The organism is Metabacillus sp. 84 (assembly GCF_050107715.1).
GTDB lineage: Bacteria > Bacillota > Bacilli > Bacillales > Bacillaceae > Metabacillus_B.
Window position 1 is genome coordinate 129,341 of the sequence record NZ_JBNILN010000002.1, and the last position, 24,649, is coordinate 153,989.

At 44.1% G+C, this 24,649-nt stretch carries 22 protein-coding genes and 1 riboswitch; of the genes, 15 read left to right on the plus strand and 7 right to left on the minus strand.

What is annotated here, in order from left to right; genetic code table 11:
- Nucleotides 1-56 precede the first annotated feature (56 nt).
- Nucleotides 57-497, minus strand: a complete 441-nt coding sequence (locus tag ACQCV8_RS05225; RefSeq protein ID WP_426843507.1) for a YtoQ family protein — start codon at nt 495-497, stop codon at nt 57-59.
- Between the two features lie 130 nt (nt 498-627).
- Between ACQCV8_RS05225 and ACQCV8_RS05230 the strand changes: the two genes are divergently transcribed.
- From ACQCV8_RS05230 to murC, 6 genes are all read left to right on the plus strand, one after another.
- Complete coding sequence (locus ACQCV8_RS05230) at nt 628-1,128, plus strand: hypothetical protein (RefSeq protein WP_426843508.1); 501 nt, start codon at nt 628-630, stop codon at nt 1,126-1,128.
- A 164-nt stretch (nt 1,129-1,292) separates the two neighbouring features.
- Nucleotides 1,293-1,607 (plus strand): thioredoxin family protein, encoded by a 315-nt coding sequence (locus ACQCV8_RS05235; RefSeq protein WP_426843509.1) that lies wholly within the window; start codon nt 1,293-1,295, stop codon nt 1,605-1,607.
- A 32-nt stretch (nt 1,608-1,639) separates the two neighbouring features.
- Nucleotides 1,640-2,458, plus strand: coding sequence for a DUF1444 domain-containing protein (locus ACQCV8_RS05240; RefSeq protein WP_426843510.1), 819 nt, complete (start codon nt 1,640-1,642; stop codon nt 2,456-2,458).
- 1 nt (nt 2,459) lies between these two features.
- Nucleotides 2,460-3,065: a YtpR family tRNA-binding protein gene (gene ytpR, locus ACQCV8_RS05245; protein WP_426843511.1), complete on the plus strand. Its 606-nt coding sequence runs from the start codon at nt 2,460-2,462 to the stop codon at nt 3,063-3,065.
- A 267-nt stretch (nt 3,066-3,332) separates the two neighbouring features.
- On the plus strand, nt 3,333-5,990 hold the full coding sequence (locus tag ACQCV8_RS05250) for a DNA translocase FtsK (protein WP_426843512.1): 2,658 nt from the start codon (nt 3,333-3,335) through the stop codon (nt 5,988-5,990).
- 243 nt (nt 5,991-6,233) lie between these two features.
- Entirely contained in the window at nt 6,234-7,532 is a 1,299-nt protein-coding gene (murC, locus tag ACQCV8_RS05255; RefSeq protein ID WP_426843513.1) for a UDP-N-acetylmuramate--L-alanine ligase, read from the plus strand.
- Nucleotides 7,533-7,706: 174 nt separating this feature from the next.
- Here the strand turns inward: murC and ACQCV8_RS05260 are convergent, their stop codons facing one another.
- Entirely contained in the window at nt 7,707-8,822 is a 1,116-nt protein-coding gene (locus ACQCV8_RS05260) for an aminopeptidase (protein ID WP_426843797.1), read from the minus strand.
- 213 nt (nt 8,823-9,035) lie between these two features.
- Here ACQCV8_RS05260 and ACQCV8_RS05265 point away from each other — a divergent pair, with 213 nt between their 5' ends.
- From ACQCV8_RS05265 to ytxJ, 3 genes are all read left to right on the plus strand, one after another.
- Nucleotides 9,036-9,479 (plus strand): DUF948 domain-containing protein, encoded by a 444-nt coding sequence (locus tag ACQCV8_RS05265; protein ID WP_426843514.1) that lies wholly within the window; start codon nt 9,036-9,038, stop codon nt 9,477-9,479.
- 115 nt (nt 9,480-9,594) lie between these two features.
- Entirely contained in the window at nt 9,595-10,050 is a 456-nt protein-coding gene (locus tag ACQCV8_RS05270) for a YtxH domain-containing protein (RefSeq protein ID WP_426843515.1), read from the plus strand.
- Nucleotides 10,051-10,168: 118 nt separating this feature from the next.
- Nucleotides 10,169-10,510 carry a bacillithiol system redox-active protein YtxJ gene (gene ytxJ, locus ACQCV8_RS05275; protein WP_426843516.1) on the plus strand — a complete coding sequence of 114 codons (342 nt, stop codon included), beginning with the start codon at nt 10,169-10,171 and terminating at the stop codon, nt 10,508-10,510.
- Nucleotides 10,511-10,764: 254 nt separating this feature from the next.
- On the opposite strand, the gene ACQCV8_RS05280 is transcribed toward ytxJ, so the two are convergent.
- Nucleotides 10,765-10,923 carry a tRNA U-34 5-methylaminomethyl-2-thiouridine biosynthesis protein gene (locus ACQCV8_RS05280; protein WP_426843517.1) on the minus strand — a complete coding sequence of 53 codons (159 nt, stop codon included), beginning with the start codon at nt 10,921-10,923 and terminating at the stop codon, nt 10,765-10,767.
- A gap of 290 nt (nt 10,924-11,213) precedes the next feature.
- On the opposite strand from ACQCV8_RS05280, the gene ACQCV8_RS05285 reads away from it, so the two are divergent.
- Together ACQCV8_RS05285 and ccpA are read left to right on the plus strand one after the other, a co-directional pair.
- The gene (locus ACQCV8_RS05285) at nt 11,214-12,290 is read left to right on the plus strand and encodes a bifunctional 3-deoxy-7-phosphoheptulonate synthase/chorismate mutase (protein WP_426843518.1); all 1,077 of its coding nucleotides are present in this window, start codon (nt 11,214-11,216) and stop codon (nt 12,288-12,290) included.
- A gap of 257 nt (nt 12,291-12,547) precedes the next feature.
- Nucleotides 12,548-13,549, plus strand: a complete 1,002-nt coding sequence (ccpA, locus tag ACQCV8_RS05290; RefSeq protein ID WP_426843519.1) for a catabolite control protein A — start codon at nt 12,548-12,550, stop codon at nt 13,547-13,549.
- A gap of 146 nt (nt 13,550-13,695) precedes the next feature.
- Here ccpA and ACQCV8_RS05295 read toward each other — a convergent pair whose 3' ends face one another.
- The 3 genes from ACQCV8_RS05295 to ACQCV8_RS05305 are packed head-to-tail and all read right to left on the minus strand — an operon-like array spanning nt 13,696 to nt 16,207.
- Entirely contained in the window at nt 13,696-14,877 is a 1,182-nt protein-coding gene (locus ACQCV8_RS05295; protein ID WP_426843520.1) for an acetoin utilization protein AcuC, read from the minus strand.
- Nucleotides 14,874-15,518, minus strand: coding sequence for an acetoin utilization AcuB family protein (locus tag ACQCV8_RS05300; RefSeq protein WP_426843521.1), 645 nt, complete (start codon nt 15,516-15,518; stop codon nt 14,874-14,876). The genes ACQCV8_RS05295 and ACQCV8_RS05300 overlap by 4 nt, the downstream gene beginning before the upstream one ends.
- 56 nt (nt 15,519-15,574) lie before the next feature.
- Complete coding sequence (locus tag ACQCV8_RS05305) at nt 15,575-16,207, minus strand: GNAT family N-acetyltransferase (RefSeq protein WP_426843798.1); 633 nt, start codon at nt 16,205-16,207, stop codon at nt 15,575-15,577.
- A 387-nt stretch (nt 16,208-16,594) separates the two neighbouring features.
- Here ACQCV8_RS05305 and acsA point away from each other — a divergent pair, with 387 nt between their 5' ends.
- The 4 genes from acsA to ACQCV8_RS05325 all read left to right on the plus strand — a co-directional run bounded on the left by acsA (nt 16,595) and on the right by ACQCV8_RS05325 (nt 22,775).
- Nucleotides 16,595-18,310: an acetate--CoA ligase gene (acsA, locus tag ACQCV8_RS05310; RefSeq protein ID WP_426843522.1), complete on the plus strand. Its 1,716-nt coding sequence runs from the start codon at nt 16,595-16,597 to the stop codon at nt 18,308-18,310.
- A gap of 905 nt (nt 18,311-19,215) precedes the next feature.
- Nucleotides 19,216-19,971 carry a DeoR/GlpR family DNA-binding transcription regulator gene (locus tag ACQCV8_RS05315; protein ID WP_426843523.1) on the plus strand — a complete coding sequence of 252 codons (756 nt, stop codon included), beginning with the start codon at nt 19,216-19,218 and terminating at the stop codon, nt 19,969-19,971.
- On the plus strand, nt 19,968-20,882 hold the full coding sequence (gene pfkB / locus ACQCV8_RS05320) for a 1-phosphofructokinase (RefSeq protein WP_426843524.1): 915 nt from the start codon (nt 19,968-19,970) through the stop codon (nt 20,880-20,882). Before ACQCV8_RS05315 ends, pfkB begins: the two co-directional genes overlap by 4 nt.
- Nucleotides 20,883-20,894: 12 nt before the next feature.
- Nucleotides 20,895-22,775, plus strand: a complete 1,881-nt coding sequence (locus tag ACQCV8_RS05325; protein ID WP_426843525.1) for a PTS fructose transporter subunit IIABC — start codon at nt 20,895-20,897, stop codon at nt 22,773-22,775.
- Between the two features lie 865 nt (nt 22,776-23,640).
- On the opposite strand, the gene ACQCV8_RS05330 is transcribed toward ACQCV8_RS05325, so the two are convergent.
- Complete coding sequence (locus ACQCV8_RS05330) at nt 23,641-24,501, minus strand: putative glycoside hydrolase (RefSeq protein ID WP_426843526.1); 861 nt, start codon at nt 24,499-24,501, stop codon at nt 23,641-23,643.
- A 36-nt stretch (nt 24,502-24,537) separates the two neighbouring features.
- Nucleotides 24,538-24,629: riboswitch (cyclic di-GMP riboswitch) on the minus strand.
- Between the last annotated feature and the right edge of the window lie 20 nt (nt 24,630-24,649).

Consider the following 24,649-nt stretch of genomic DNA (forward strand, 5'->3'; position numbering starts at 1 on the left):
CCTGTATGAACGAAAACAATGAGGATCGCAATGAAAGCACCGTGGGGCGGCATCTGTTAGTCCTTATCAAAGATATAAGAAAGAACCTGAATAGCCTGGCCAATCGATTCAACGGTTACACTCGCTTTGCTGGAAAGCTCTTTAAGTGGATGATGCAGTTCTTTTGGACGAATAAGAATCAGAGGTTTACCCATCTCTATCGCTGTGCTGGCATCCATAGCTGTGTTCCACTGCTTGTATGATTCCCCGAAAAGGGAGATGACTAAATCTGCTTTACTCAGCAGAAGTGAGGTCCGCAGGTTATTGATGCGGGATGCCGCTTCATCCTTCGCAATGGAATCAGGCTGCTTTCCGAGAACTTCTTCCCCTATTTGATCAGAGCGATCATGATTCTCCATTGGTCCCGTAAACGTAATTGGCAGGTGTGAGGCCTTTTCTTTTAGCTCTTTTCTCCATTCACTATGAATTTCCCCGGCTAAATAAACAACTAGGTTCATCAGAACTCCCCCTAAATGGATTTTATAGCCAACTATACCCTCTTCCTATGCAGAAAAAACGGAAAATGGAGCGGATTTAGCTTCAAAATGGGAATGGTAAAGGTAAAAACAGGATTAGGAGGACTAATAAATGAGCAGAAAGATTTCTCTTTTTTTTATAATTTTAGTGGTCATCGTGACGGGATGCGGAGGGATTTCTGAGAAAGAGATGAAAACCGAAGCAGAGAGAATGGCAGGTGAAAGCTTTGAAGGCAAAGCGCGTGAACCGAACGAAAAAATCGAGAGCGGTTCCTTCTTTTTGCCTGAAGAGTATACGGTCTCCTCTAAAAAACCGAATAATGCCGTATTAAAAAAGGGAGAGCAAAAGTTCCTGCTGTTTATCAACAATAACGAAAAAGGAGACAGCAAGGAGTCATATAAGACACTCCAATCAAGCTATGAAGAACTAACGATAAATAAGACGTTTGAAAACAAAGAAAAATTCGGCTACCTGCTGGTATATAAAACAAATGAAGGAAAATACGAAGTCACCGCTGGAATAGGGGGGAATAAAGTGTCCACGATCGCCGAAAAGGAAGCTGTGCCTGAATCGGCAAAAAAAATGATGAAGATGCTTAAATCTGTTCAATGAAACATGCAGATGGATTTAACCATCTTTTTTCTGGTATGATTCAACTATGTGAAATTTACAAAGGCTTATTTCAGTCGAATTTCCAATAGCAGGATGCCCCCAAGCATCCTGACTGCATAATCAATTTTTTTGAAAAGCCTTTCGAAAATATGGAGGATGAACGCATGGAAAAATTACAATCAATGGATCAATACCGTGAAATAAAGAACAAAGAGCGAAGTGTCCTAATGTTTTCAGCGGACTGGTGTCCGGACTGCCGCTTTCTTGATCCATTTTTGCCAGAGCTTGAAAAGGAAAATGAGAACGTTACGTTCTACTACGTCGACCGCGATGAGTTCATTGACTTATGTTCAGAATTAAGCGTATTTGGCATTCCGAGCTTTGTTGCCTTTCATAAAGGGGAGGAGACTGGCCGATTTGTCAGCAAAGACCGTAAAACAAAAGAGGAAATTCAGCAATTCCTCGATAAGATCCAATAAATAGATAAACGGCTGACAGGAGGGAACCGCGGATGAAGCCAAGAAAACTTTCGCAAATTCTAGAAGACCGGCTAAGCAAGCATAATTGGACATTTATTTATGACCGTGAAAAAGAGACACTAAGAATTGAAGATCCCGCTATTAAAAAAGGTATCACCATCGGTCTGAATGAAATTGCTGCGAAATATGAAACCGAGAAAGAAAAAGCCATTGACGAAGTTTCGTACCATGTGGAAGAGGCGCTTTTGGCAATGAGAACAGAAAGCGGTCTGACAGGCAAAGAGAAATCTATTTTTCCGGTTGTCCGCTCTACGTCTTTTCCAGAGGAATCCAGTGAGGGAATCCCTCTTCTGTTTGACGAACACACAGCCGAAACGAGGATTTTTTATGCGCTGGACATGGGGAAAACGTACAGGCTGATTGACCAGGCGATGATGGATAAAGAAGGATGGAGCCAAAAAAGGATTAAGGAAACAGCCCTCTTTAATCTAAGATCCCTGGCTCCTTCAGTGAAAGAAGATCAGGTGGCAGGAAACACCTTCTACTTTTTCAGAGCCAACGACGGCTATGATGCAAGCCGAATGCTGAATGAATCCTTACTGGAGTCGTTCAAGACACGCATTACCGGTACAATGGCATTGGCTGTGCCCCACCAGGATGTCCTGATCATCGCGGATGTTCAAAACGAAACCGGGTACGATATTCTTGCTCAAATGACGATGAGTTTTTTTGCAAGCGGCAGGGTTCCGATTACCGCTCTTTCATTTTTATATGAAGACGGTGAGCTTGAGCCGATATTCATACTAGGAAAAAATAAAGCACATTCACCGAAAAACGGAAAGGAAGAATAGAATGAATGTTTTTTATAACCGTGAAGGAATAGGCGACACACTTCTGATTTTTATTAAAGAAATTCCGCGTGAAAAGAGAGCCTTTGACCGCAGGCAGGACGCTGTGAGAATTTATGATGCAGAAACGAAAGACATAGCAGGCTATAACTTGTTCCATGCTTCAAAATACATAGCAGTTAATGGTGCGGGTCCGCTTGAATTATCTGAAGGTATAATAAATGATATAAATAAAGGCCTGAGCCAAAATGGGTTCGAAGAAAAGCTGGAAGTGGATTTTTCACCTAAGTTTGTTATAGGCCATGTCGTCTCAAAAGAAAAGCACCCCAATGCAGACAAGCTGAATATTTGCAAGGTAAATATCGGAACAGAAATGCTTCAAATCGTCTGCGGAGCACCGAATGTAAATGAAGGACAAAAGGTAGTGGTCGCCAAAGTGGGGGCGGTAATGCCAAGCGGAATGATGATTAAACATGCAGAGCTGAGAGGCGTGGCGTCGAGCGGAATGATTTGTTCAGCAAAAGAATTGGATCTGCCGGATGCCCCCCAGGAAAAAGGCATACTTGTACTGGATGACAGCCGTACTCCTGGAGATGCATTTTTCGAATAAGCCTTTTCTATGAATCAACCGACTGAAAACAATAAAATCAAACGTAAATTATGGTAAGATAAAAGTCACTAGAGTAATTGCTAGTGGCTTTTTTTATCGGCAGCAAAATTGCGGCTTATTTAGCATAAAAACAGGGAATAAGACCCGGGAATACAGCTGCTGACTATCGACGCCTGCGACGGAAATCAGCAGGCTGGATTAACAGATAAAATTTATGAACTCCAAAAAGATGAACATACAACATGAGCTGAAAGAGTGATTATTAAAATGAGCTGGATATCAAAAGTTAAGCAATTTCTATTTGGGGAAACAGAGGAGATTGTGGAAGTTGTTGAATATGTAAGAGTGGATGATGATGAGCAGGTGCAGGAAATAAGGCGTGAAAGCAAGCCCGCTGAGAAAAGTCACCCCCCGGAAAATGTACGTGCTTCCGCTTCTCAATTTGAAACGAAAATCTCGTATCAATATCCGGAAGGTAATTTCCGTTTTCCCGCTATTCCTGATGAACGAAGAAGACCGGCAAGGCCGAAGAAAAACAGGCCTGCCTCTGCTGAAAACGCGAATAAAAAAATGATGGATCACAATAAAGCTGAAAAAGGGAGAAGGACAGTGCCGAAGCCGCCACAGACGGAGCCGACTTATAAACGAAAAGTTGAGCCATTATCGGGCGGGCCGAAGAAGCCATTTCAGCCAACGCTGATCCCATCCCCTATCTACGGATTTCAAAATCGGTCAGACATGGAATCTCTACCTTATAAAATGAGAGAAAAATCACTTGCGGAGAGCAGGATGCAGGAAGAAGAGACGCTTCGGAAACTATCCATGCACAGTTCCTCCTTTTATAAAAAACGGGCTGCTGAAACAGTGCAGAAGCAGACAAAATCGGAAAAAGGCTCCTTTCTGTCTGACAGCAGCGATATAAACAGCGGCCTGCCCCCTTCCTTCCTAGAAAAGGAAGAGGAGATTTATGAAACAGAAGCAGCTCCGCGTGGTGCAGAGAATATGCAGGGAGAACATTTTCTGAATCCGGATGCTGAAGCAGCGAATATTCCGGACATAGAAGAAGAGAGACCTCTTGCCCTTTCAGAAAAAGAAGAGGAAGAAGCACCAAAGATGGTTTTGGAAGAAGTGGAAGAGAATGATGATTTCACATGGGAGGAAGAGACCTCTGCTGAACCAGAGTCTTTTCTGATTTTTGAAGAAAACACGGCTGAGAAACTGGACCTGCAGCCTTTGCCTGCAGAAGAAACAGAGAATAGCGATGAAAGGGAAACCCAGGATTTCTTAAACGAAGATCCGGCTGAAGAGACTCTCTCTTCTGAAGCACACTACTCTGACCCGGCAGCGGAAGAAATTCCGCAGCGGTCTCCTGAGAGCCGTTCAGCTGAAAAAGACAGAGCCGGCCGCGAGACTGCAGCGGAAAAGCCTAAATCATCCGTTCCTTTCAATGTCCTCATGCTGAATCGGGATAAAAGCAAAATGAAAGAACGTGTTCAGGAAGGCTCCTATTATTTCCCGCCATTAAATCTGCTGACAATTCCGCCGCGCGAGGAATCAGCGGATGATGATTGGCTTTACAAACAAAAAGAATTGCTTGACAGTACGTTAAAGAATTTTAATGTGCGTGCGAAAGTGGTCCATGTAACTCAGGGGCCCTCTGTCACCAGATTTGAGGTACAGCCAGAGCCGGGAGTGAAAGTGAATAAAATTACGAATCTGTCAGATGATATTAAGCTTAGCCTGTCTGCAAAGGATATCAGGATTGAAGCGCCGATACCCGGGAAAAACGCAATTGGAATCGAAGTTCCCAACTTAAAAAGCAAAACCGTCAGTCTTAGGGAAATCATCAGGAGCCAGGAATTCAAGAACAATCCATCTCCGCTGACCGTAGCGCTGGGGCTGGATATATCCGGCCAGCCGATTGTGACTGATTTGAAAAAGATGCCTCATGGTCTCATTGCAGGCGCGACAGGTTCCGGAAAAAGCGTGTGCATCAACTCTATGCTGATCAGTCTCTTGTATAAAGCCGCCCCCCATGAGGTTAAGATGCTGCTAATCGATCCAAAGATGGTAGAGCTCGCACCTTACAACCGCATTCCCCACCTTGTCAGTCCTGTCATTACAGATGCAAAGGCAGCGACAGGGGCTCTGAAATGGGCAGTGGAGGAAATGGAACGGCGGTATGAACTGTTTGCCCATTCAGGAGTGCGTGACATAAACCGGTTCAATGAACTTGTTAAAACCCATCAGCGCGGTGAACACTTGCCCTACCTCGTTATCGTTATTGATGAGCTTGCAGATTTAATGATGGTAGCTCCGGGTGAGGTGGAGGAAGCCATCTGCCGGATTGCCCAAAAAGCCCGGGCATGCGGCATTCATCTGATTGTAGCGACTCAAAGGCCATCCGTTGATGTCATCACAGGGTTAATAAAAGCAAATATCCCAACAAGAATTGCATTCTCCGTATCCTCGCAGGTTGATTCAAGAACCATCCTGGATGCAGGAGGCGCCGAAAAGCTTCTCGGCAGAGGCGATATGCTCTTTTTGGAAAACGGAACCTCTAAGCATTTAAGGGTTCAGGGAAACTTTGTTTCAGATGACGAGATGGAGCAGGTCGTTGCCCATGTTAAGAAGCAAATGGAGCCTGTATATTTGTTTAATCAGGAAGAATTCCTGAAAAAATCATCCCTCCAAACCGAAGAAGATGATCTGTTTTTAGAAGCCTGCGAGTTTGTTGTTACCCAAAACGGGGCATCGGCCTCAAGTCTTCAGCGCAGATTCAGAATCGGATATAATCGGGCTGCACGTCTCATTGATTTGATGGAAGATCAGGGCATTATTTCGGAGGCTAAAGGAAGCCGTCCCCGGGATATCCTGATTTCCGAGGATGAACTATTGTCCATTCAGGAAAGCAATCTTATTTAAGACGCATTTTCTTAAGTACCTGAAAAGCTGGATGGTTCCTTCTAAGGCAAATTGACACGTAATGAAAAGAGGCTTATAGTAGGGAAGTCTGCAGCTTGCAGACAAGAGCAGCGAAAAACCAAAATGCTCCTTCTTCACCCGAAAATCGGCGGTGGAGCTCAAGGGTCGCAAAATTTAGATAAACGTCATATACTGTGAAAAGCGAAGATATTTAACAGATAGACGTTGCTGGAGGTTCAATTTATGACTGTATATCATTTTGTTGGAATTAAAGGAACAGGAATGAGTGCTTTGGCACAGATTCTCCATGATATGGGGTACAAGGTTCAGGGTTCCGATATCGACAAAACGATTTTTACCCAAAAAGCCCTTGAGGACAGGGGGATTCAGCTCCTTCCTTTTGATAAAGAAAATATACAGCCAGGGCTGACGATCATTGCAGGAAATGCATTTCCTGATACACACACGGAAATTGCAGAGGCTATGAGCAAAGACCTTCCTGTCATCCGCTACCATCGTTTTCTTGGTGAATTTATGAACCGGTATACAAGTGTGGGAATTACGGGCGTGCATGGCAAAACATCCACAACCGGCCTCCTTTCCCATGTTATCCAGGGAGCGGAACCAACTTCTTTCCTGATCGGCGACGGGACCGGTAAAGGGCTTCCTGACAGCAAGTATTTTATCTTTGAAGCATGTGAATACCGCAGGCACTTTCTCTCGTACTATCCCGATTATGCAATAATGACAAACATAGACTTTGACCATCCTGACTATTTTACGAACATTGAAGATGTCTTTGATGCCTTTCAAAATATGGCTCTTCAGGTTAGGAAAGGCATTATCGCCTGCGGAGACGACGAACATTTGCAGCAGATTCAGGCGAAAGTCCCTGTCGTATACTACGGATTCGGAGAGCAAAATGATTTTCAGGCAAGAAATGTTGTGAAAAGCACAGATGGAACAAGCTTTGATGTATTTGTAAGAAATACGTTTTACAGCTCATTTAAAATTACCGGATTTGGCGACCACAGTGTATTAAACGCGCTTTCCGTTATCGCTATTTGCCACTATGAAGAAGTGGACACCGAAATTATTCAGGAGCGTTTGCTTACATTCGGAGGGGTGAAACGCCGGTTTAACGAAAAACGTGCAGGCAGCCAGGTCCTGATTGATGACTACGCCCATCATCCGACAGAAATCAAAGTAACCATTGAGGCGGCGAGGCAGAAATTCCCCGATCGCGAAGTCGTAGCAGTATTTCAGCCCCATACGTTTACCCGTACACAATCCTTTATGGAGGAATTTGCGGAAAGTCTGAAAAAAGCAGACTACGTTTACCTATGTGATATTTTTGGCTCTGCCAGGGAAAATGCGGGTAAGCTGAGCATCAATGATTTAATCGAAAAAATCGATCATTCTTCCTTAATTCAAGAGGACGAGATGGACGTTTTGAAAAAACATGAAAACGGAGTTCTTGTCTTTATGGGAGCAGGGGATATTCAAAAGTATCAGCGCGCCTACGAGAACGTCCTTCTATAAAGAAAAAATCCGCACCCCGTTTAAGGAGTGCGGATTTTTTTCTTCTTTAAACCTGGCTGCTGATTTCCCGGGCAATCAACAGCTGCTGATCATCAGCAATCTGCTCGTACCCCGGTCCATTTTACATTGCCGCAGTACTCAGCAGAATTCATTCCTTCGTTTGCCCTTTCGTTCTTATTTCAGGTTTTCCGGATTCAGTCCTTCAAGTTCCGGAATAACAAACCGGCCGTCTTTACGGATCAGCACATCGTCAAAATAAATTTCCCCTCCGCCGTATTCTGGACGCTGGATCATGACCATATCCCAGTGTACGGTTGAGTGGTTGCCGTTGTAGGCGTCATCGTAGCATTGACCAGGAGTAAAGTGGAAGCTCCCGTCAATTTTCTCATCAAAAAGGATGTCTCCCATAGGATGAAGGATGTAAGGATTAACTCCAATCGCGAACTCGCCTATGTACCTCGCTCCTTCATCAGTATCAAAAATCTGATTGATTTTTTCAGAGTCATTTGCAGAAGCATCTGCTATTTTTCCATCCTTAAATGTAAGCTTGACATTCTCAAACGTAAATCCATTATAAGGGGAAGGTGTATTAAAGGATATCGTTCCATTTACAGAATCCTTAACAGGCGCTGAATAAACTTCTCCGTCCGGAATATTTAGATGCCCTGCACATTTAACAGCCGGAATGTCTTTAATGGAAAAGGCAAGATCTGTACCAGGTCCCTTCAAACGGACTTGGTCGGTTTTATTCATCAGCTGTTCAAGAGCATCCATTGCTTTGTCCATTTTGCTGTAATCCAGGTTGCATACATCAAAATAGAAGTCCTCAAAAGCTTCTGAGCTCATTTTTGCGAGCTGAGCCATGGATGCTGTCGGATACCTTAGAACGACCCATTTTGTTTTGGGCACGCGGATCTCGTTATGTACTTTCCTGCCGATTGTCCGGCTCGATATTTTCATGCTGCCATCAGGTACATCTGAGTGTTCGTTTATATTGTTTCCGGAACGAAGACCTATATAGGCATCCATATCTTTCATAACGTTTGCCTCATATTCTGCTATTTTTTCATAGTGCTCCTCCGTTGCGCCAAGCAGCAGTGACCGGTCCACCTGCTGGTCCTTCAGAAGAACGAAAGGAAAACCGCCGGCTTTGTAGGCCTCTTGAACAAGGGCAGTTACAAGCTCTCTTTGCAAACCGAAATTTTCAATCAGCACTTTCTCGCCTTTTTGAAGCCTTACAGAATAATTGATTAAATTATGAGCCAGAGTATTAATTCGCGGATCTTTCATCATTTTAACCCCCAGTTATGTATTCTTCTTTATTTTACCCTAAAAGAGAGAAAAACAGAATTTTTTGTCATTTATCCGGCAAAACATGAAAATTTTTTTAGAAGAAAAGGAATTGCGCTATGTGTGTAGAATTGGCTAATAGGACGTCTGTTAAATGTTTATAATGTCATGTGAGGGGTAAAAGGTAATTAAATTCATGGGAGGTGCCCGATCGTGGAAATCATCTTGTATTTAAGCATCGCATTAATCGCAATTGCCTTTACAGTATTAGTAGTATTTGTATCCAAAACATTAAAATCCGTACAGGCAACGCTGGATAACGTAGCAGGGACTATGTCAGGGCTGGAGAAGCAAGTTCAGGGAATCACAACAGAAACGACAGAACTCCTACATAAAACCAATTTACTCGCAGATGACATTCAGCAGAAATCTGAGAAACTGAACACTGTCGTAAATGCTGTGCAGGGCGTAGGCCAGTCCATCCAGCAGCTAAACCGCTCAGTAAGCAATGTTTCCACTTCGGTTACAAACGGTTTGGATAACAACAAAGAACAGATTTCTCAAGTGGTTCAGTGGAGCAACACGGCCATGGATATCTGGCAAAGATGGAAAGTTAAAAAAGAGCAGACAAAAGCTGCTAAATCCACTATGCACTAGGCTATATTAAAGCAAACCAGTGCCACGCATTAAAAAGAAGGCTTTAAAGACGTGCCGGCGAAATCAAGCATACTGGCATAGTAAGCAGAGTGAACCATTACGGGGAGGAATCAGGATGAGCAAAGATGGGATTAACAGTAAGGATTTTATTATCGGTTCTTTAATTGGCGGAATCATTGGAGCTTCAGCAGCCCTTTTGCTTGCTCCTAAGTCCGGTAAGGATTTGAGAACAGACATAGGAAGCCAGGCCAACATGGTGGCAGAAAAAACCAATAAAATTAAAACGGATGCACTGGAGAAAAGCTCCGAATGGACAAATAAAGCGAAAGAAAAAACAACGACGCTGTCCCAATCTGTCGGCAGCCAGACTTCTCAGCTCATGAGCAAAGTAAAGGATATTCGAGGCGGCCAGAAAAATACGGAACAGGACCCGGTAGAAGCAGAAGTGTCTGCTATTGATGAACTGGCTGAAGAAGCCGCTGCATCCTCCCGTTCCGCTGCTTTTGAATCACAGGAAAAAGTGATTCAAGAGGCAAGTGAGCTATCCGATAAATCATCAGCTCCACGCTGATCGAGTCAGAATCCCTGGCAATACCTATTCAAACATGTAAAAATGGCAGAAAGAGCTTCTGCCGTTTTTTTTATAGGAAGAATCAGCAATCAGCCCGTATGAAAAGGAGAGAATTTTTATGAAGGAACAGATTACTGAAATTAATGAGTTTGAAGAGCTTCTGCAAAATCATCATCGCTTTCTGTTTATCAAGCATAGCCTTACATGCCCCATCAGCAAGGAGGCGTTCAAGCAGTTTTCAAATTTTTCTTCGTCCCAGGAGGACATTGAAACATTTTATCTGCATGTTCAAGAGTCCCGCGAGCTATCTGCGTATATAGCGGATAAATTTGAAGTGAAGCACGAATCACCCCAGGCTCTCCTGATAGAAAACGGGAAGGCTGTATGGAATGCATCCCATTGGAAGATCACAGCTGATTCTCTGAGTAAAGCGACGGCTGAACAGATAAGAAATTCATGACGATGAAGGGTTGTATAAAAAGAAGGCTTTGTTAATGGATGATGTTGATTTATTACCACCCGCCCTTGGATAAGCGAATGCCTGCTAACTGCAATCAACAGCCGGGTTCAGCAGAGCTAGAAAGAAAAATGTAATACGAAAACTCCCGCAATTCCGGGAGTTTTCTTTGTACAAAGCGTTCAACCTAAAAATCAGCTAGATCAAACTAATTTAAAACAAACTTCCTGGCTGTCCGTCAGTTTCTTTTGTGTTTATTATTCATCCGGCAAGCTTTCCTTTTTCCTGATCATATATCCACTGATCAGGCCGAAGATATACATAAAAAGAAAGTTTGTTTCGAAATCTTTTGTGAACAAACCCCAAATAAGCCATCCCGTTAGAATACCTAATATGGCATAAACGATTCCTCTCATTTGATCACTCCTTCAGATCCTCTGAATATTTTACCATATTTTCAACTGTTATCCTGTAAAATTGTGCTGGCTGAGAACGAACAGGCTTTAGGAATGCGTTTCAACGAAAGACACAGGAGACTAGTTTTCAGCATAAAATACTTTAGTGCTTAAAAGCGTTTAAATAATAAAGAATTTTTTCGTGACATGGAAAGTAAAGTTGTTTATAATAAACACTAATCAGAAACGCGGGCGTGAACATAGCGATTCATAACTTGCGTAATAGATAGAACAGTGAAAGGATGAGAGAGATGAGTCACGCAGAATTAGAAGCACTACGGGAAAGAGCAGACGAGATTAACCTGCAAATCCTAAAGTTGATTAATGAACGCGGAAGATTGGTTCAGGAAATCGGTAAAGCGAAAGAAGCACAAGGGGTTAACCGCTATGATCCGGTACGTGAACGAAAAATGCTGAATCAAATTCTTGAATCCAATGACGGACCATTTGAGCAATCTACTCTTCAGCATATATTTAAAGAAATATTCAAAGCGGGGCTTGAGCTTCAGGAGGATGACCACAGCAAGGCAATGCTTGTTTCCAGAAAGAAAAAGCCGGAAGACACGGTAGTCACCGTAAAAGGAGAGCCGATTGGCGACGGCGGTCAGTCATTCATTGTCGGGCCATGTGCAGTGGAAAGCTATGAGCAGGTGGCAGCAGTGGCAGAAGCTGCCAAGAAGCAGGGAATTAAATTGCTTCGAGGAGGGGCTTTCAAGCCAAGAACAAGCCCATACGATTTCCAGGGACTTGGTCTGGAAGGGCTGAAAATCCTTAAAAAAGTAGCAGATGAATACGATTTGGCTGTTATTAGTGAAATCGTTAATCCGGCAGATATTGAAACAGCGCTTGATTATGTGGATGTCATCCAAATTGGAGCGCGCAACATGCAGAACTTTGAATTGCTGAAAGCAGCCGGTGCGGTACGCAAGCCTGTCCTCCTGAAAAGAGGCCTTGCCGCAACGCTTCAGGAGTTCATGAATGCTGCAGAATACATTATCTCCCAGGGGAACGATCAGATTATTCTTTGTGAACGCGGAATTCGCACCTATGAAAAAGCTACCCGCAATACACTGGATATTTCTGCAGTACCTATCCTTAAGCAGGAGACACACCTTCCAGTATTCGTAGATGTGACCCACTCCACAGGAAGAAAGGATCTTCTTCTTCCGACAGCAAAAGCAGCTCTGGCAATCGGGGCAGATGGAGTGATGGCAGAGGTACACCCTGATCCAGCAGTGGCATTGTCAGACTCAGCGCAGCAAATGAATATTGAAGAGTTCAACAGCTGGATTTCGGAATTAAGGCCATTAGTAAAAGCAAAAGCATAAGCAGACAGATTACGCATAAAATTGCCGGTATTCAGCCGGCAATTTTTTTTTGCAAAATTATTGCAGGAGTAAGCGCTTTATAATAGGATAAAATCAAATTCCATGTTAAAACGTTGTAAATTCGTTGCTTACGCTTTCATTGTATCGTATGATAGGGTACATGAATGTAGAATTAGAGCGGTTTTAGTATTATTTTGTCAATTTGCTCATACTACAAATAAACAGGACATGCAGGCTAGTTAAAGGAGTGTATAAAAATGAGCAATATTACCATATATGATGTGGCGCGGGAAGCAAACGTTTCAATGGCTACCGTATCACGTGTCGTGAATGGAAATCCAAATGTAAAACCAACAACCCGGAAAAAGGTGCTTGAGTCCATAGAGCGTCTTGGATACCGTCCTAACGCGGTAGCGCGGGGTCTTGCGAGTAAAAAAACCACAACGGTAGGCGTCATTATTCCGGATATTTCAAGCATATTTTATGCAGAACTGGCACGCGGAATTGAAGACATCGCAACAATGTATAAGTACAACATCATCTTGAGCAACTCGGACCAGAACAAAGACAAGGAGCTTCATCTTCTGAACACCATGCTCGGCAAGCAGGTAGACGGAATTTTGTTTATGAGCGGAAATATAACAAATGAGCACACAGAAGAGTTTAAACGCTCTCCTGTTCCAATTGTTCTCGCTGCTTCAGTGGATATGGAAAATGAAACTCATTCGGTTACTATTAATTACGAGCAGGGTGCATTCGATGCGGTCACCATGCTGGCTGAAAAAGGCCATAAACGGATTGGGTATGTAACAGGGCCTCTGGAAGAGCCGGCAAACTCCAAGTTAAAACTCGCAGGCTACAAACGTGCTCTCAGCGAAGCAGGTCTGACATTTGATGAAGAGCTGGTGACTGAAGGAGACTACACGTATGACTCCGGAATTGAAGCGTTTGAAAAGCTGCAGGAGCTGGAAAGTAAACCGACTGCTATCTTTGTTGGTACAGATGAAATGGCACTTGGTGTGATCCACTCTGCACAGGACCGCGGTCAAAGCATTCCCGGTGACATTGAAGTAATCGGATTCGATAATACGCGCCTGTCTACAATGGTTCGTCCACAGCTGACGACTGTGGTTCAGCCGACATATGATATTGGAGCCGTTGCTATGCGTCTACTTACTAAGCTGATGAATAAAGAATCCGTAGAAGAAAAAGCATTTGAACTTCCGCACCGCATTGAAGTGCGTCAATCTACGAAATAAAGAGTCAAAAGGCACCTCGCGGGGTGCCTTTTGTAATGCCTTCTTCGTGAAGCAGCCTAACTATGCGCTGAGCGGGACCCGGCTGATAACATGGATCTGTAAACAGATATTGGATTCGTGAAGGTGTGAATGGGCTGACAAATACATCAGCCGTTTACATTTCGTCTGCCGGTACTTTCTTCGCTTTGCATAATCGGATGCAGAGCCTTTTTTACAGTTTGGGCATTTTTCTCTTCAATTTCTTTTTTCCTCGGTATGGGCTTATAGAGCGGCTTTTGATCCTCCCATGTAGAAGGAAGCGGAACAGGGGCTTTGTCTTTCCAAGCCTGAAGCCATTCTTCAGGCAATTGGCCAGAAGGGGTTTCATTCAGCATTTCAAGCCAAATCAAAGACCAGGCTCTCGGTACAACTCTCCATATATCATATCCGCCGCCGCCAACCGCAATCCACCGTCCCTGGCAATATTCATGGGCGAGCTCATGGGCGAGTTTTGGAATTTCTTTGTAAATCTCCATAGTAGAGGATAAATGGGTCAATGGATCGTAATAATGGGCATCCGCTCCATTCTGGCTAAAAATGATATCCGGTTTAAAGAATTTCACCACTTCACGGAATGATTTTCGATAGGCATTCAGCCAAGATTCATCCTCAGTAAAGGCATCAAGCGGAATATTAAATGAGTATCCGTAGCCTAATCCGTGACCGCGTTCGGTAACGTTTCCAGTGCCGGGGAATAAATAGCGGCCCGTTTCATGCAAAGACAGCGTGCAAACTGAAGGATCATCGTAAAATGTCCATTGCACCCCATCTCCATGATGAGCATCGGTATCTACGTACATGACTCTGGCATGGTACTTTTCCTGCAAGTATTTAATGGCGACCGAGCTGTCATTATAAATGCAGAAGCCAGAAGCTTTTCCGCGAAAGCCGTGGTGCAGGCCGCCTCCCAAATTTAAAGCATGGTTTGCTTTTCCAGTCATGACTTGATCTGCAGTCTCCAATGTCCCCCCGACAAGAAGAGCGCTCGCCTCATGCATTCCTTTAAAGATGGGGGTATCCTCTGTACCTATTCCATAATTGGAGGCTTCTTCGTCCCTTAGCCCCCCTTTTCCTGCTCTTTGAACGGCATGAATATACTTCGCATCATGCACCAATGCGAGTTCTTCTTCAGTGGCTATTCTTGGAGCAACAATCTGGCTTTCACCCAATTTCCCCATTTTCTTCAGCAGATCAAGTGTCAGTTCAACCCGAAGCTGATTAAAGGGATGGTGCTGACTGAACTGGTAAGTCAAAAAATCTTTGGAATAAATAAATACTGAATCCTTCATAAGGACATCCCCGGCATATTCGGCCAGAGAACGTGGTATCCTGAGGCTTCCAAATCGGTGATAAGACCGGTCGGATTCATTGTTTGCACCCGGAAAACAAGTATTTTAAATAGAGGGTCCCGATCCGGATAAACGAGAACACTCGAGATATTAATCCTCCGCTCACTGAAAACCGCTGTTATCTCCGCAAGCATTCCAGCCTTATTGGATACCTTTACTTCAATTTGGGATCCAGGCTGATCGGCCCCCGTGAGCTGTACGAACGTATGGAGAAGGTCTGACTCTGTAATAATCCCCTCCAGCCTTCCCGCTCTCAATATTGGCATACAGCCTATTTTCCGTTCGTAAAAGATGGAGGATATTTCTTCAACGAAATCGAGAGGGTGGCCTGTTATGACATCTGTTTTCATAAACTTTTCAAGCGGCTGATTCAACTCGTCCATTCTTTCTGCGAGCTGATAGACAGGAGGACTTGCATCTTTTATATCTCTGTCGGATAGAATTCCGGTAAGGATGCCCTCTTCATTTACGACGGGAATATGACGGATTCGTTTTGCTTTCATTACTTCAATGGCTTTACCCAGTGTGTCTCTCGGTAAAAGGGTAACCACCTGCTTGTTCATGATTTGATCAACAATCATGTATCCCAACCCCTTTACATTTCATACCCGGTTTTTTTCTCCCTATTGTCTGTCAGTTAATACATAAAACGATTCTTGAAGCGGAGTCTGTCAAATTGCTGAATGGAATCCTGATCGATTCGTTTGCCGATTCTCGCCATTAGGCAATTGGCTGGATGGGAACTGATTTCCGGTTCATCGGTGGCATACCATTCCAGCCCTCCGGCATTCATCATTTTTTCCATTACTTTACGGTATTCCCATACGTTTAAGCTTGTTCCTTTCAAATCCCAGTGCCAGTAATATTCCGTCGTGATGATGATATAATCTTCCATTTTGTCATCCATCATGGAAACCCTTAAGAGATTTTTTCCAACCGCACATCCCCTGAACTCAGGAATGACCTCGATTGCCCCGAGTTCAATCAGATTTTCCATGTTTCCTTCAGACCATCTTTCCAGTGGATCGGGATATAAATACGTTACATAGCCGACAATGGTATGCTTATGCCTGGCAATCAATATTCGTCCTTCCGGAAGGTCGGCGATTTCAATCAGTGCTTTATGCTGCTGACCAGGCGGCCTGAAAGCAACTAAATCTTTATGAAATTCATAGCCTGATAGTTTGCTGGATGCAATGGGACCTTCAATAATAAGAGTCCCGCCGGAGGTTTTTAATTCCATTGCATTGTAAGTCTTGCTGTGTTCCATTCGGTCACCCGCCTTTTCTAAGTCAATCGTAGGTATTTGTTCAATCATTATATACGTACTTTCTGGAGGAATCCCAATCATTGCCTGGGGGAATAAGGAAAAATAGAAAGCCGGCAGCCGGTTAAACTTTCTATGCAGGAATCAATCTTTCGAGCTCAGCCTTGAGCGGTGTGTCTGTACCAGTGGCGCTGCTCTTTTTCAGGAGCCACACGCTATTTTCTTCAATCGGCCTGCGGGTTTTCTTAGGATCTCCTGCATGCCGTGAAACTTCCTTCTATTATACTACAAATAATAAAGCGTTTTCACAAACATATTGTTTAAAAATTGAGAAAAATCAACTCGTATACTATAATAAAAGTTGAATGATGAAAAGAGGGGGATTCAGGGATGAAATTGGAAGCGCTCCCAGCGTCGAAGGGGAATCATAATCTAAAAGACTACGAAGAAGCTTATCTGAATTTTAACTGGAAAGATGCAGAGAAGAACTTCTCATGGCATCATACAGGAAAAATGAATGCAGCCTACGAAGCAATTGACCGTCATGCAGAAACCCATCGGAAAAATAAAGTTGCGCTTTATTATCGAGACCCTTCCCGGAACGAAAAATATACGTTTAAAGAAATGAAGGATCTATCCAGCAAGGCGGGAAACGTTCTGCGCCAGGCAGCCAATGTTGAAAAAGGAGACCGGGTCTTCGTATTTATGCCGAGAACACCTGAGCTATATTTTATCATTATGGGCGCAATAAAGGCCGGTGCTATTGTCGGACCGTTATTCGAAGCATTTATGGAAGGGGCCGTTAAAGACCGCTTGTTTGACAGCAGTGCCAAAGTGATTGTGACAACACCCGAACTGCTTGAACGGGTGCCGCATGATGAACTCCCTGCACTAGAGCACATTATTCTTGTAGGCGGACAGCCAGAGGAAGAGAAGTACATTCATTTCCATGAAGAAATGGAGAAGGCAAGCAAAGAATTTGAAATCGAATGGTTGAATGAAGATGACGGGATGCTGCTTCATTACACTTCCGGGTCTACCGGTAAGCCAAAAGGGGTTCTTCACGTACAGCGTGCCATGATTCAGCATTATCAAACGGCTGAATGGGTGCTTGACTTGAAGGAGGATGATGTTTATTGGTGCACAGCAGACCCAGGCTGGGTAACAGGTACAGTCTACGGTATCTTCGGTCCTTGGCTGCACGGAGCATCCAATGTTATTGTCGGCGGAAGGTTTAAGCCTGAAGCCTGGTACAATACGATTGAAGAGTTGGGCGTTTCTGTATGGTACAGCGCACCAACGGCATTCAGAATGCTGATGGGGGCAGGGGATGAAATCATAAAAGATTTTAATCTCAGCAGTCTCCGCCACGTCCTGAGCGTTGGAGAGCCGCTGAACCCGGAAGTAATCCGCTGGGGAATGAAAGTATTCAGCCACCGCATCCATGATACATGGTGGATGACGGAAACTGGAGCCCAAACGATTTGCAATTACCCATCGCTTGAAATCAAGCCAGGTTCCATGGGCCGTCCGGTACCAGGTGTCAAGGCAGCCATCGTGGATGATCAGGGCAATGAGCTGCAGGCGTACCAAATGGGAAACCTCGCGATAAAAAAAGGCTGGCCATCCATGATGAACGCCATCTGGAACAATCCTGAAAAATATGAATCCTACTTCATGCCGGGCGACTGGTACGTCTCTGGGGATTCTGCCTACATGGACGAAGATGGGTACTTTTGGTTTCAAGGCAGAATTGATGATGTCATCATGACCTCTGGTGAAAGAGTGGGCCCGTTTGAGGTAGAAAGCAAGCTTGTGGAGCATCCCGCGATTGCAGAAGCGGGAGTAATCGGAAAGCCGGATCCTGTGCGCGGTGAAATCATTAAGGCGTTCATTGCACTCAGAGACGGCTACGAACCTTCCGAAGAATTAAGCGAAGAGATCCGGACCTTCGTGAAAAAAGGTCTGGCTGCCCATGCGGCTCCAAGGGAAATCGAATTTAAAGATAAACTGCCGAAAACAAGAAGCGGTAAAATTATGCGCCGGGTATTAAAGGCTTGGGAACTTGATCTGCCCGCCGGTGACTTATCTACAATGGAGGACTGAGAAGTACTCTGGAGGAAGAAGGCAGGCTATGCACTGTCTGTCCTCTTTCCTTTAAAGGAAATTGTCCGTAAGAGGCAGTCCCATAAAAACGGAAAAAGAAGAGGCTGACTCAATTGGCCGGAGGAATCCGGCCCTGTGAGTCCCCTCTTTTTTTTGGCTGCAATAGCAGGCGGCAGAGTTGTCCCTGTATAACTCCCCTACTTTAATCATAGCTGGGAGAAAAGATGTTTTTTTCCTGAGGCTTTGTTAAAGCATTGTGTTGATTTTTCACACCTGTTGATTGGAGCGGAAGGCGTGAGACTCCGAGCTAAGAGCAGCGGGTCAGGTGAGACCCCGCAGTCGCGAAGCGAGGAGGAGGCTCACCGCCCGCCCAAGGATAAGCGAACGCCTGCAGCGGAAATCAACAGCCAAGTTTAACAGAGCTTTTCCTGAAAGCAGATTAAAAAGTGCTGCCAGAGAAATCATTCCTAACCTGGCAGCTTTTAATACTTATGAGATGGGGCATTTCCCATCTGAAGAACATCTTGTGAAAATTAACCGTGATATCTTAAATTTCCTAAAGAAGCATTACTGATTTTAAAGTAGAAGTAAACATTTTGCTGTTTCATTATTACGAGGATAGAAGGTGCCTGAACGGAATTTTAAGGCACCTTTTTTGCGATGAATTTGTTTTTTCCCTGCAGAAGCGGAATCCATCCTTTCGTTACCCGGCTGACGATGGCAGCTGCTGAATTTTCTTTCTCATTGATCACTACATCCTGAATAGATGAGTATATTTGAACGAAAATGATTGGATTTATTAAATTCAGCATGAATATGAATGAAAATGATTGTTTTTGGTTGATTTTTGTAAGGGCTTTCGTTACACTATAGTCATAAGGCACTATCAGGCTGGAGGTGCGTAAATGCTTACCCCTGAAAGACACAGTATTATTCTTGATTTAATTGATAAAAAAGAAGTAGTCAATATCCAGGAACTTGTAGATGCAACGTGTTCATCCGAGTCAACGATAAGGAGAGACTTAAGCCAGCTTCACAAAGAAAAGAAACTTAAGAGAGTCCATGGCGGAGCAGAGCAGCTTCATCAAAAGGGAACAGAGCCGAATATCGCCCAGAAATCCATCATTCATCTGGAAGAAAAACAGCGAATTGGTGAATTTGCGGCAAGCTTTGTAAAAGACGGAGACCGGGTTTTTTTAGATGCCGGAACGACCATCTTCCATATGATCCGCTTTCTTGAAGGAAAAGATATCATGGCCGTTACAAATGGACTAACTCATATAGAAGAGCTGGCGAAGTACCAAATTCCTACGTACTTAACAGGCGGGTATGTGAAGCAGACGACAAGAGCGCTGATCGGTGCACGGACCATAGCAACTTTAAGTGAGTACCGTTTCGATAAGTGCTTTATGGGAGTCAATGGAATCCATCTGGATTCAGGCTATACAACTCCCGATCCTGAAGAAGCGGCTGTGAAAACAAGCGCAATTCGCTTTTCGCAAATAGCCTATATGCTGGCGGACAGCAGCAAGTTTGACGAAGCTGCATTTTCAAAAATAGCAGATTTACATGAAGCTGTAATTCTTACAGCCAGCGTAGAAGAAGATGTGCTGGCAGAATACAGAGAAAAAACGGAGATAAAGGTTGTGGAAAGATCATGATTTATACTTGCACATTAAACCCTTCTATTGATTACATTATGCATGCTGACAATTTTAAGCTCGGTCAATTGAACCGCACGAAAGGGACACAGCTTTTTCCGGGCGGGAAAGGCATTAATGTTTCAAGAGTGTTAAAACGGCTGGGAACAGAAAGTGTAGTGCTTGGATTTGCCGGAGGGTTTACAGGAGACTTTATTAAAAACTTTCTTGAATCAGAAGCTATTTCATCACAATTTACAGAAGTTTATGAGCCTGCAAGGATCAACGTGAAATTGAAAACGGATACAGAGACAGAAATAAACGCAGCGGGCCCTTCCATTGAAATGGAGCAGCAAGAGAGCCTGATCACAAAAATGGAACAGCTGCAAGAAGGAGACTTGCTCGTTTTAGCCGGAAGTATTCCGTCCTCTATGCCATTGACGTTTTATAAAACACTTGCAGAAATAAGCAGGGCAAGAGGAGCTCAAACCGTTATCGACACAACCGGTCCCGCTCTTGAAGAAACGTTCCAATATGAACCGCTGCTGATCAAGCCGAACCATCATGAGCTGGGAGACTTATTCCGAACGAACGTAACGAGTGTGAACGAAGCAGCTTACTTTGGGAAAAAACTGATCGCTCAGGGCGTTCGGAATGTCATTGTTTCAATGGCAGGCGAAGGAGCCGTCTTCATTAATGAAAATCTCGTCTTAAAGGCTTCCGTACCAGCCGGTACATTGAAAAACTCAGTTGGAGCAGGCGATTCCGTTGTGGCTGGTTTTCTGGCCTCCTATACAAAGGGAGAGGATTATGAAGAAGCCTTCCGGACTGGTACCGCTGCAGGCAGTGCAACAGCATTCTCGGATGACCTTTGTACAAAAGAAGAAGCCGGGAAGCTGCTGACGCAAATAAAAATAGAGAAAATCGGATAAGGGGGAAGGAACATGAGAATTACAGATTTGCTGACGAAAGATACCATTCTATTAAATCTTTCATCGAATTCAAAAGAACTGGTTATTGACGAATTAGTCAATCAGCTGGACCGTGCCGGAAAATTACATGACCGTGCCGGGTACAAAGAAGCCATTCTGGCACGGGAGGCTCAAAGTACAACCGGAATCGGAGAAGGCATAGCAATTCCGCATGCAAAAACAAAAGCGGTCAAAAGTCCGGCTATCGCATTCGGACGTTCTGCAGCAGGCATTGATTATGACTCGCTTGACGGTGTGCCTAGCCGTTTGTTCTTTATGATTGCAGCAGAGGAAGGTGCGGACAATACCCATTTAGAAACACTCTCTTCCCTTTCAAGTTTTTTAATGGATCCGGATTTTAGAAAGAAATTAGAAGAGGCAAAGACGGAGGAGGAAGTTCTGGAGGCCATCAATTCAAAGGAAGACAGCGAAATGGATGATAATGAAGGGGATGAAGCTTCCCTATCATCCGAAGAGCAGCTGGTCCTTGCTGTTACGGCCTGTCCGACAGGGATTGCCCATACGTATATGGCAGCTGACTCATTAAAAGCAAAGGCTAAGGAGATGGGCGTTCAAATTAAAGTAGAAACGAACGGCTCAAGCGGTGTGAAAAATCTCCTGACTCAGGATGATATTGAAAGGGCTTCCGCCATCATCGTAGCTGCTGATAAGCAAGTGGAAATGGAAAGATTCGGCGGCAAGCACGTCATAGAGGTACCGGTTGCACAGGCGATCAGAAAGCCGCAGGAACTGATTGAACAGGCTCTGAAGCAGGATGCCTCAATTTACAAAAGCGGGAAAAGCGCTTCGCCGGATGGACAAAAAGAAAAAGGACAGAGAACCGGCTTCTACAAGCATTTAATGAACGGTGTATCCAATATGCTGCCGTTTGTTGTGGGCGGAGGCATTCTGATTGCCATATCGTTCATGTTTGGGATTAATTCCGCGAATCCGGATGATCCAAGCTATAATCAAATTGCCTATCTATTAAAAACCATCGGAGGAGATAATGCCTTTGCGCTTATGATTCCGATTCTGGCAGGATTTATCGCGATGAGTATTGCAGACCGTCCCGGATTTGCTCCCGGTGCAGTCGGCGGGCTTCTTGCTTCCACTGGGGGAGCAGGGTTTCTTGGAGGATTGATCGCCGGTTTCCTTGCAGGGTATCTCGTAGTGCTGATTAAAAAAGCATTCAGCGGGCTGCCTGGTTCACTGGAAGGCATTAAGCCTGTATTGCTCTATCCGCTGTTTGGTGTTCTCTCAACAGGCTTGATCATGCTGACAGTCGTAATCCCCCCTGCAAAAGCATTGAATGATGCGCTGAATGGCTGGCTTATGGGGATGGGAACCGGAAATTTAATTCTTCTGGGTTTGATCCTCGGCGGAATGATGGCAATAGATATGGGAGGCCCGCTAAATAAAGCAGCCTACACCTTTGGTATTGCCATGATCGATGCAGGAAACTTCGCACCCCATGCTGCAATAATGGCAGGAGGAATGGTCCCTCCGCTAGGTATGGCTCTGGCAACGACCTTTTTTAGAAATAAATTTACAAAGCAGGAACGGGAAGCTGGAAAAACAGCGTATATCATGGGCGCTTCCTTTATTACAGAAGGAGCGATTCCATTTGCAGCTGCAGATCCTGGAAGAGTCATCCCGGCATCCGTTATCGGAGCGGCGACAGCAGGTGCCCTTTCTATGCTGTTCAGCATAAAGCTTCCGGCACCGCACGGGGGAGCATTTGTTATTCCAATCGTTGAAGGAAATCCCCTTCTGTACGTAGCGGCCATCCTGATTGGAGCCCTTGTTACAGCCATAATTGCCGGCATGTGGAAGAAACCGGTTCAATCATAACAATCGAGCGGCTGCCGCTGTAAAATTTGAAAAGCCTGTCCTGCTTCCCTGTTCAGAGTTCAAAAAAGATAGTCTTTCACAATTATTCGCTTAAAGCTGAGCAGGTGCAGAAATAGGCCGAAAAATAGGCTGGGATATAACTAAAAGTGTTGTCCTTAAAGCCGAATAATTTGTTGGGAAAAAGCATGAAAATAAGAAAACCGAACTTTTACGAAGCTCTATACCAGAGTTTCAAATAAAGTTCGGTTTTTTTTAGCCGGAAACCTTTTGTCCCATCCTTTTTTTATAGTCTCAATAGAATAGGGACGAGCTGTAAGAGTATCGGGGCAAGTCTCCTAATCCTGCACCTAGTTTGCTTATTTACGGAATTTTGCTATCCGGAATTACGGCTTCTTTACCTATAAGTGGGGTCCTTTTTGATTTAGAGTACCTTTCAAGCTGATGGAGAATCATGCAATGATGCGTGTATATGCACGTTCCTGAACTGAAAGAAAGATCCTGCTGATAGAAAATAGCAAAAAGAAAACCCTCGTTCACCGGGGTTTTCTTTGTGAAAGTTTTGTTCAGAATGACTCAGGCAGATTGGCAAACCGAATAGAAAAAAGGGGAGAGAACATGAGAACGGTTTACTGTACGCATGATATTTTTATGTCTATTGTCATGTTTTCTAAAAAACTTAATAGACTAAGACATTAGAAGTAGGTAAAATGAATGGTGTACATCAGTCCGTTTTGAGCAGGAACCAGGATGATTAAGCAGGGTGAAACTGGTGAGCCTATTTGGAAATTGTCTTCAATCTGGGCGTGTGCTACAAATAATGTAAGCAGTTATTGAGTTTATGATTAGAGTACTAGTTTTTGTCGAATTACCAGCGGTTAAAGTCTTTTACCGCTTTGTAATGCTTAAATCCTTGAGCTGCAGAAAATGCATCACTTTTTGAGTGCTGTTCAAATGAGACGGTCAGAACCTCCAGCCCAGTTTCCTGCTGCAGCTCTTTTAAATCAAGAATTTGATTCCTAGACCATTGGTCCTTGGAAACGACCCGGTGAGAAAAGTCCTCCCACATAATGGCGTCTACATAATCAGCGCTGGCAGCTTTCAATGTATCCATTCCCCAGTTCTGGATGATCCCCAATCTTGGGTAGGAAGATGTAACGCTTTTAAGGAGCTGCTGCAAACCGGTCCGCTGCTTTTTTAGCTCAGCGGGCTTACTGCTAAAATAATCATCTATATTTCCGACTGTATCCAAAAAGACACCGTCCATATTCTTGCTGTATACCTGTGCATGGATTTCTGACAGAAGCAGCTGCCTGAAATGGGAAGAACCCATATTCATCAAATAGGAATCCCATTGCTTGATATAGTGTTTTTGTCCATTGCTCCGGTAGTAATCCTGGGGGAGAAGTTTCCGGATAAATGCTGTATTCCAATTATCGGCTTCCATCGAGTTGATGTAGCCGTATACTTTCGTATCGCCCTTTTTAATCTCATCGATTTGGGTTTTGGTGTACAAGAGGGGTTCTATGATCACCAGATCATAAGCTTTCATTTTTCTGATAATTGCAGGGGTAGGAGCATCGTAGTAAATCTTATAGGATTTCACGCCGTCAAGAATCCCGTTGCTTCCGTGTGACATTGCAGAGGCTGCAGTGACTGGAGACGATAAAGAGACAGTAATGGATACGGCAAAAAAGATCAATACAAAAAATTTGATTACGTTATTCATTTGTAATCCCTCCGTTTTTTTAACGAGGGATGGCAGCTTCGCAGGCTGGCGATCGGTATCTCCCATAGGAAATCTGACGACCCATGCCTTTGCGTCCTTGCTTTTCAGCAAGTTTGCCCATCACCTTAGGCCTAATCATATCAGCCTG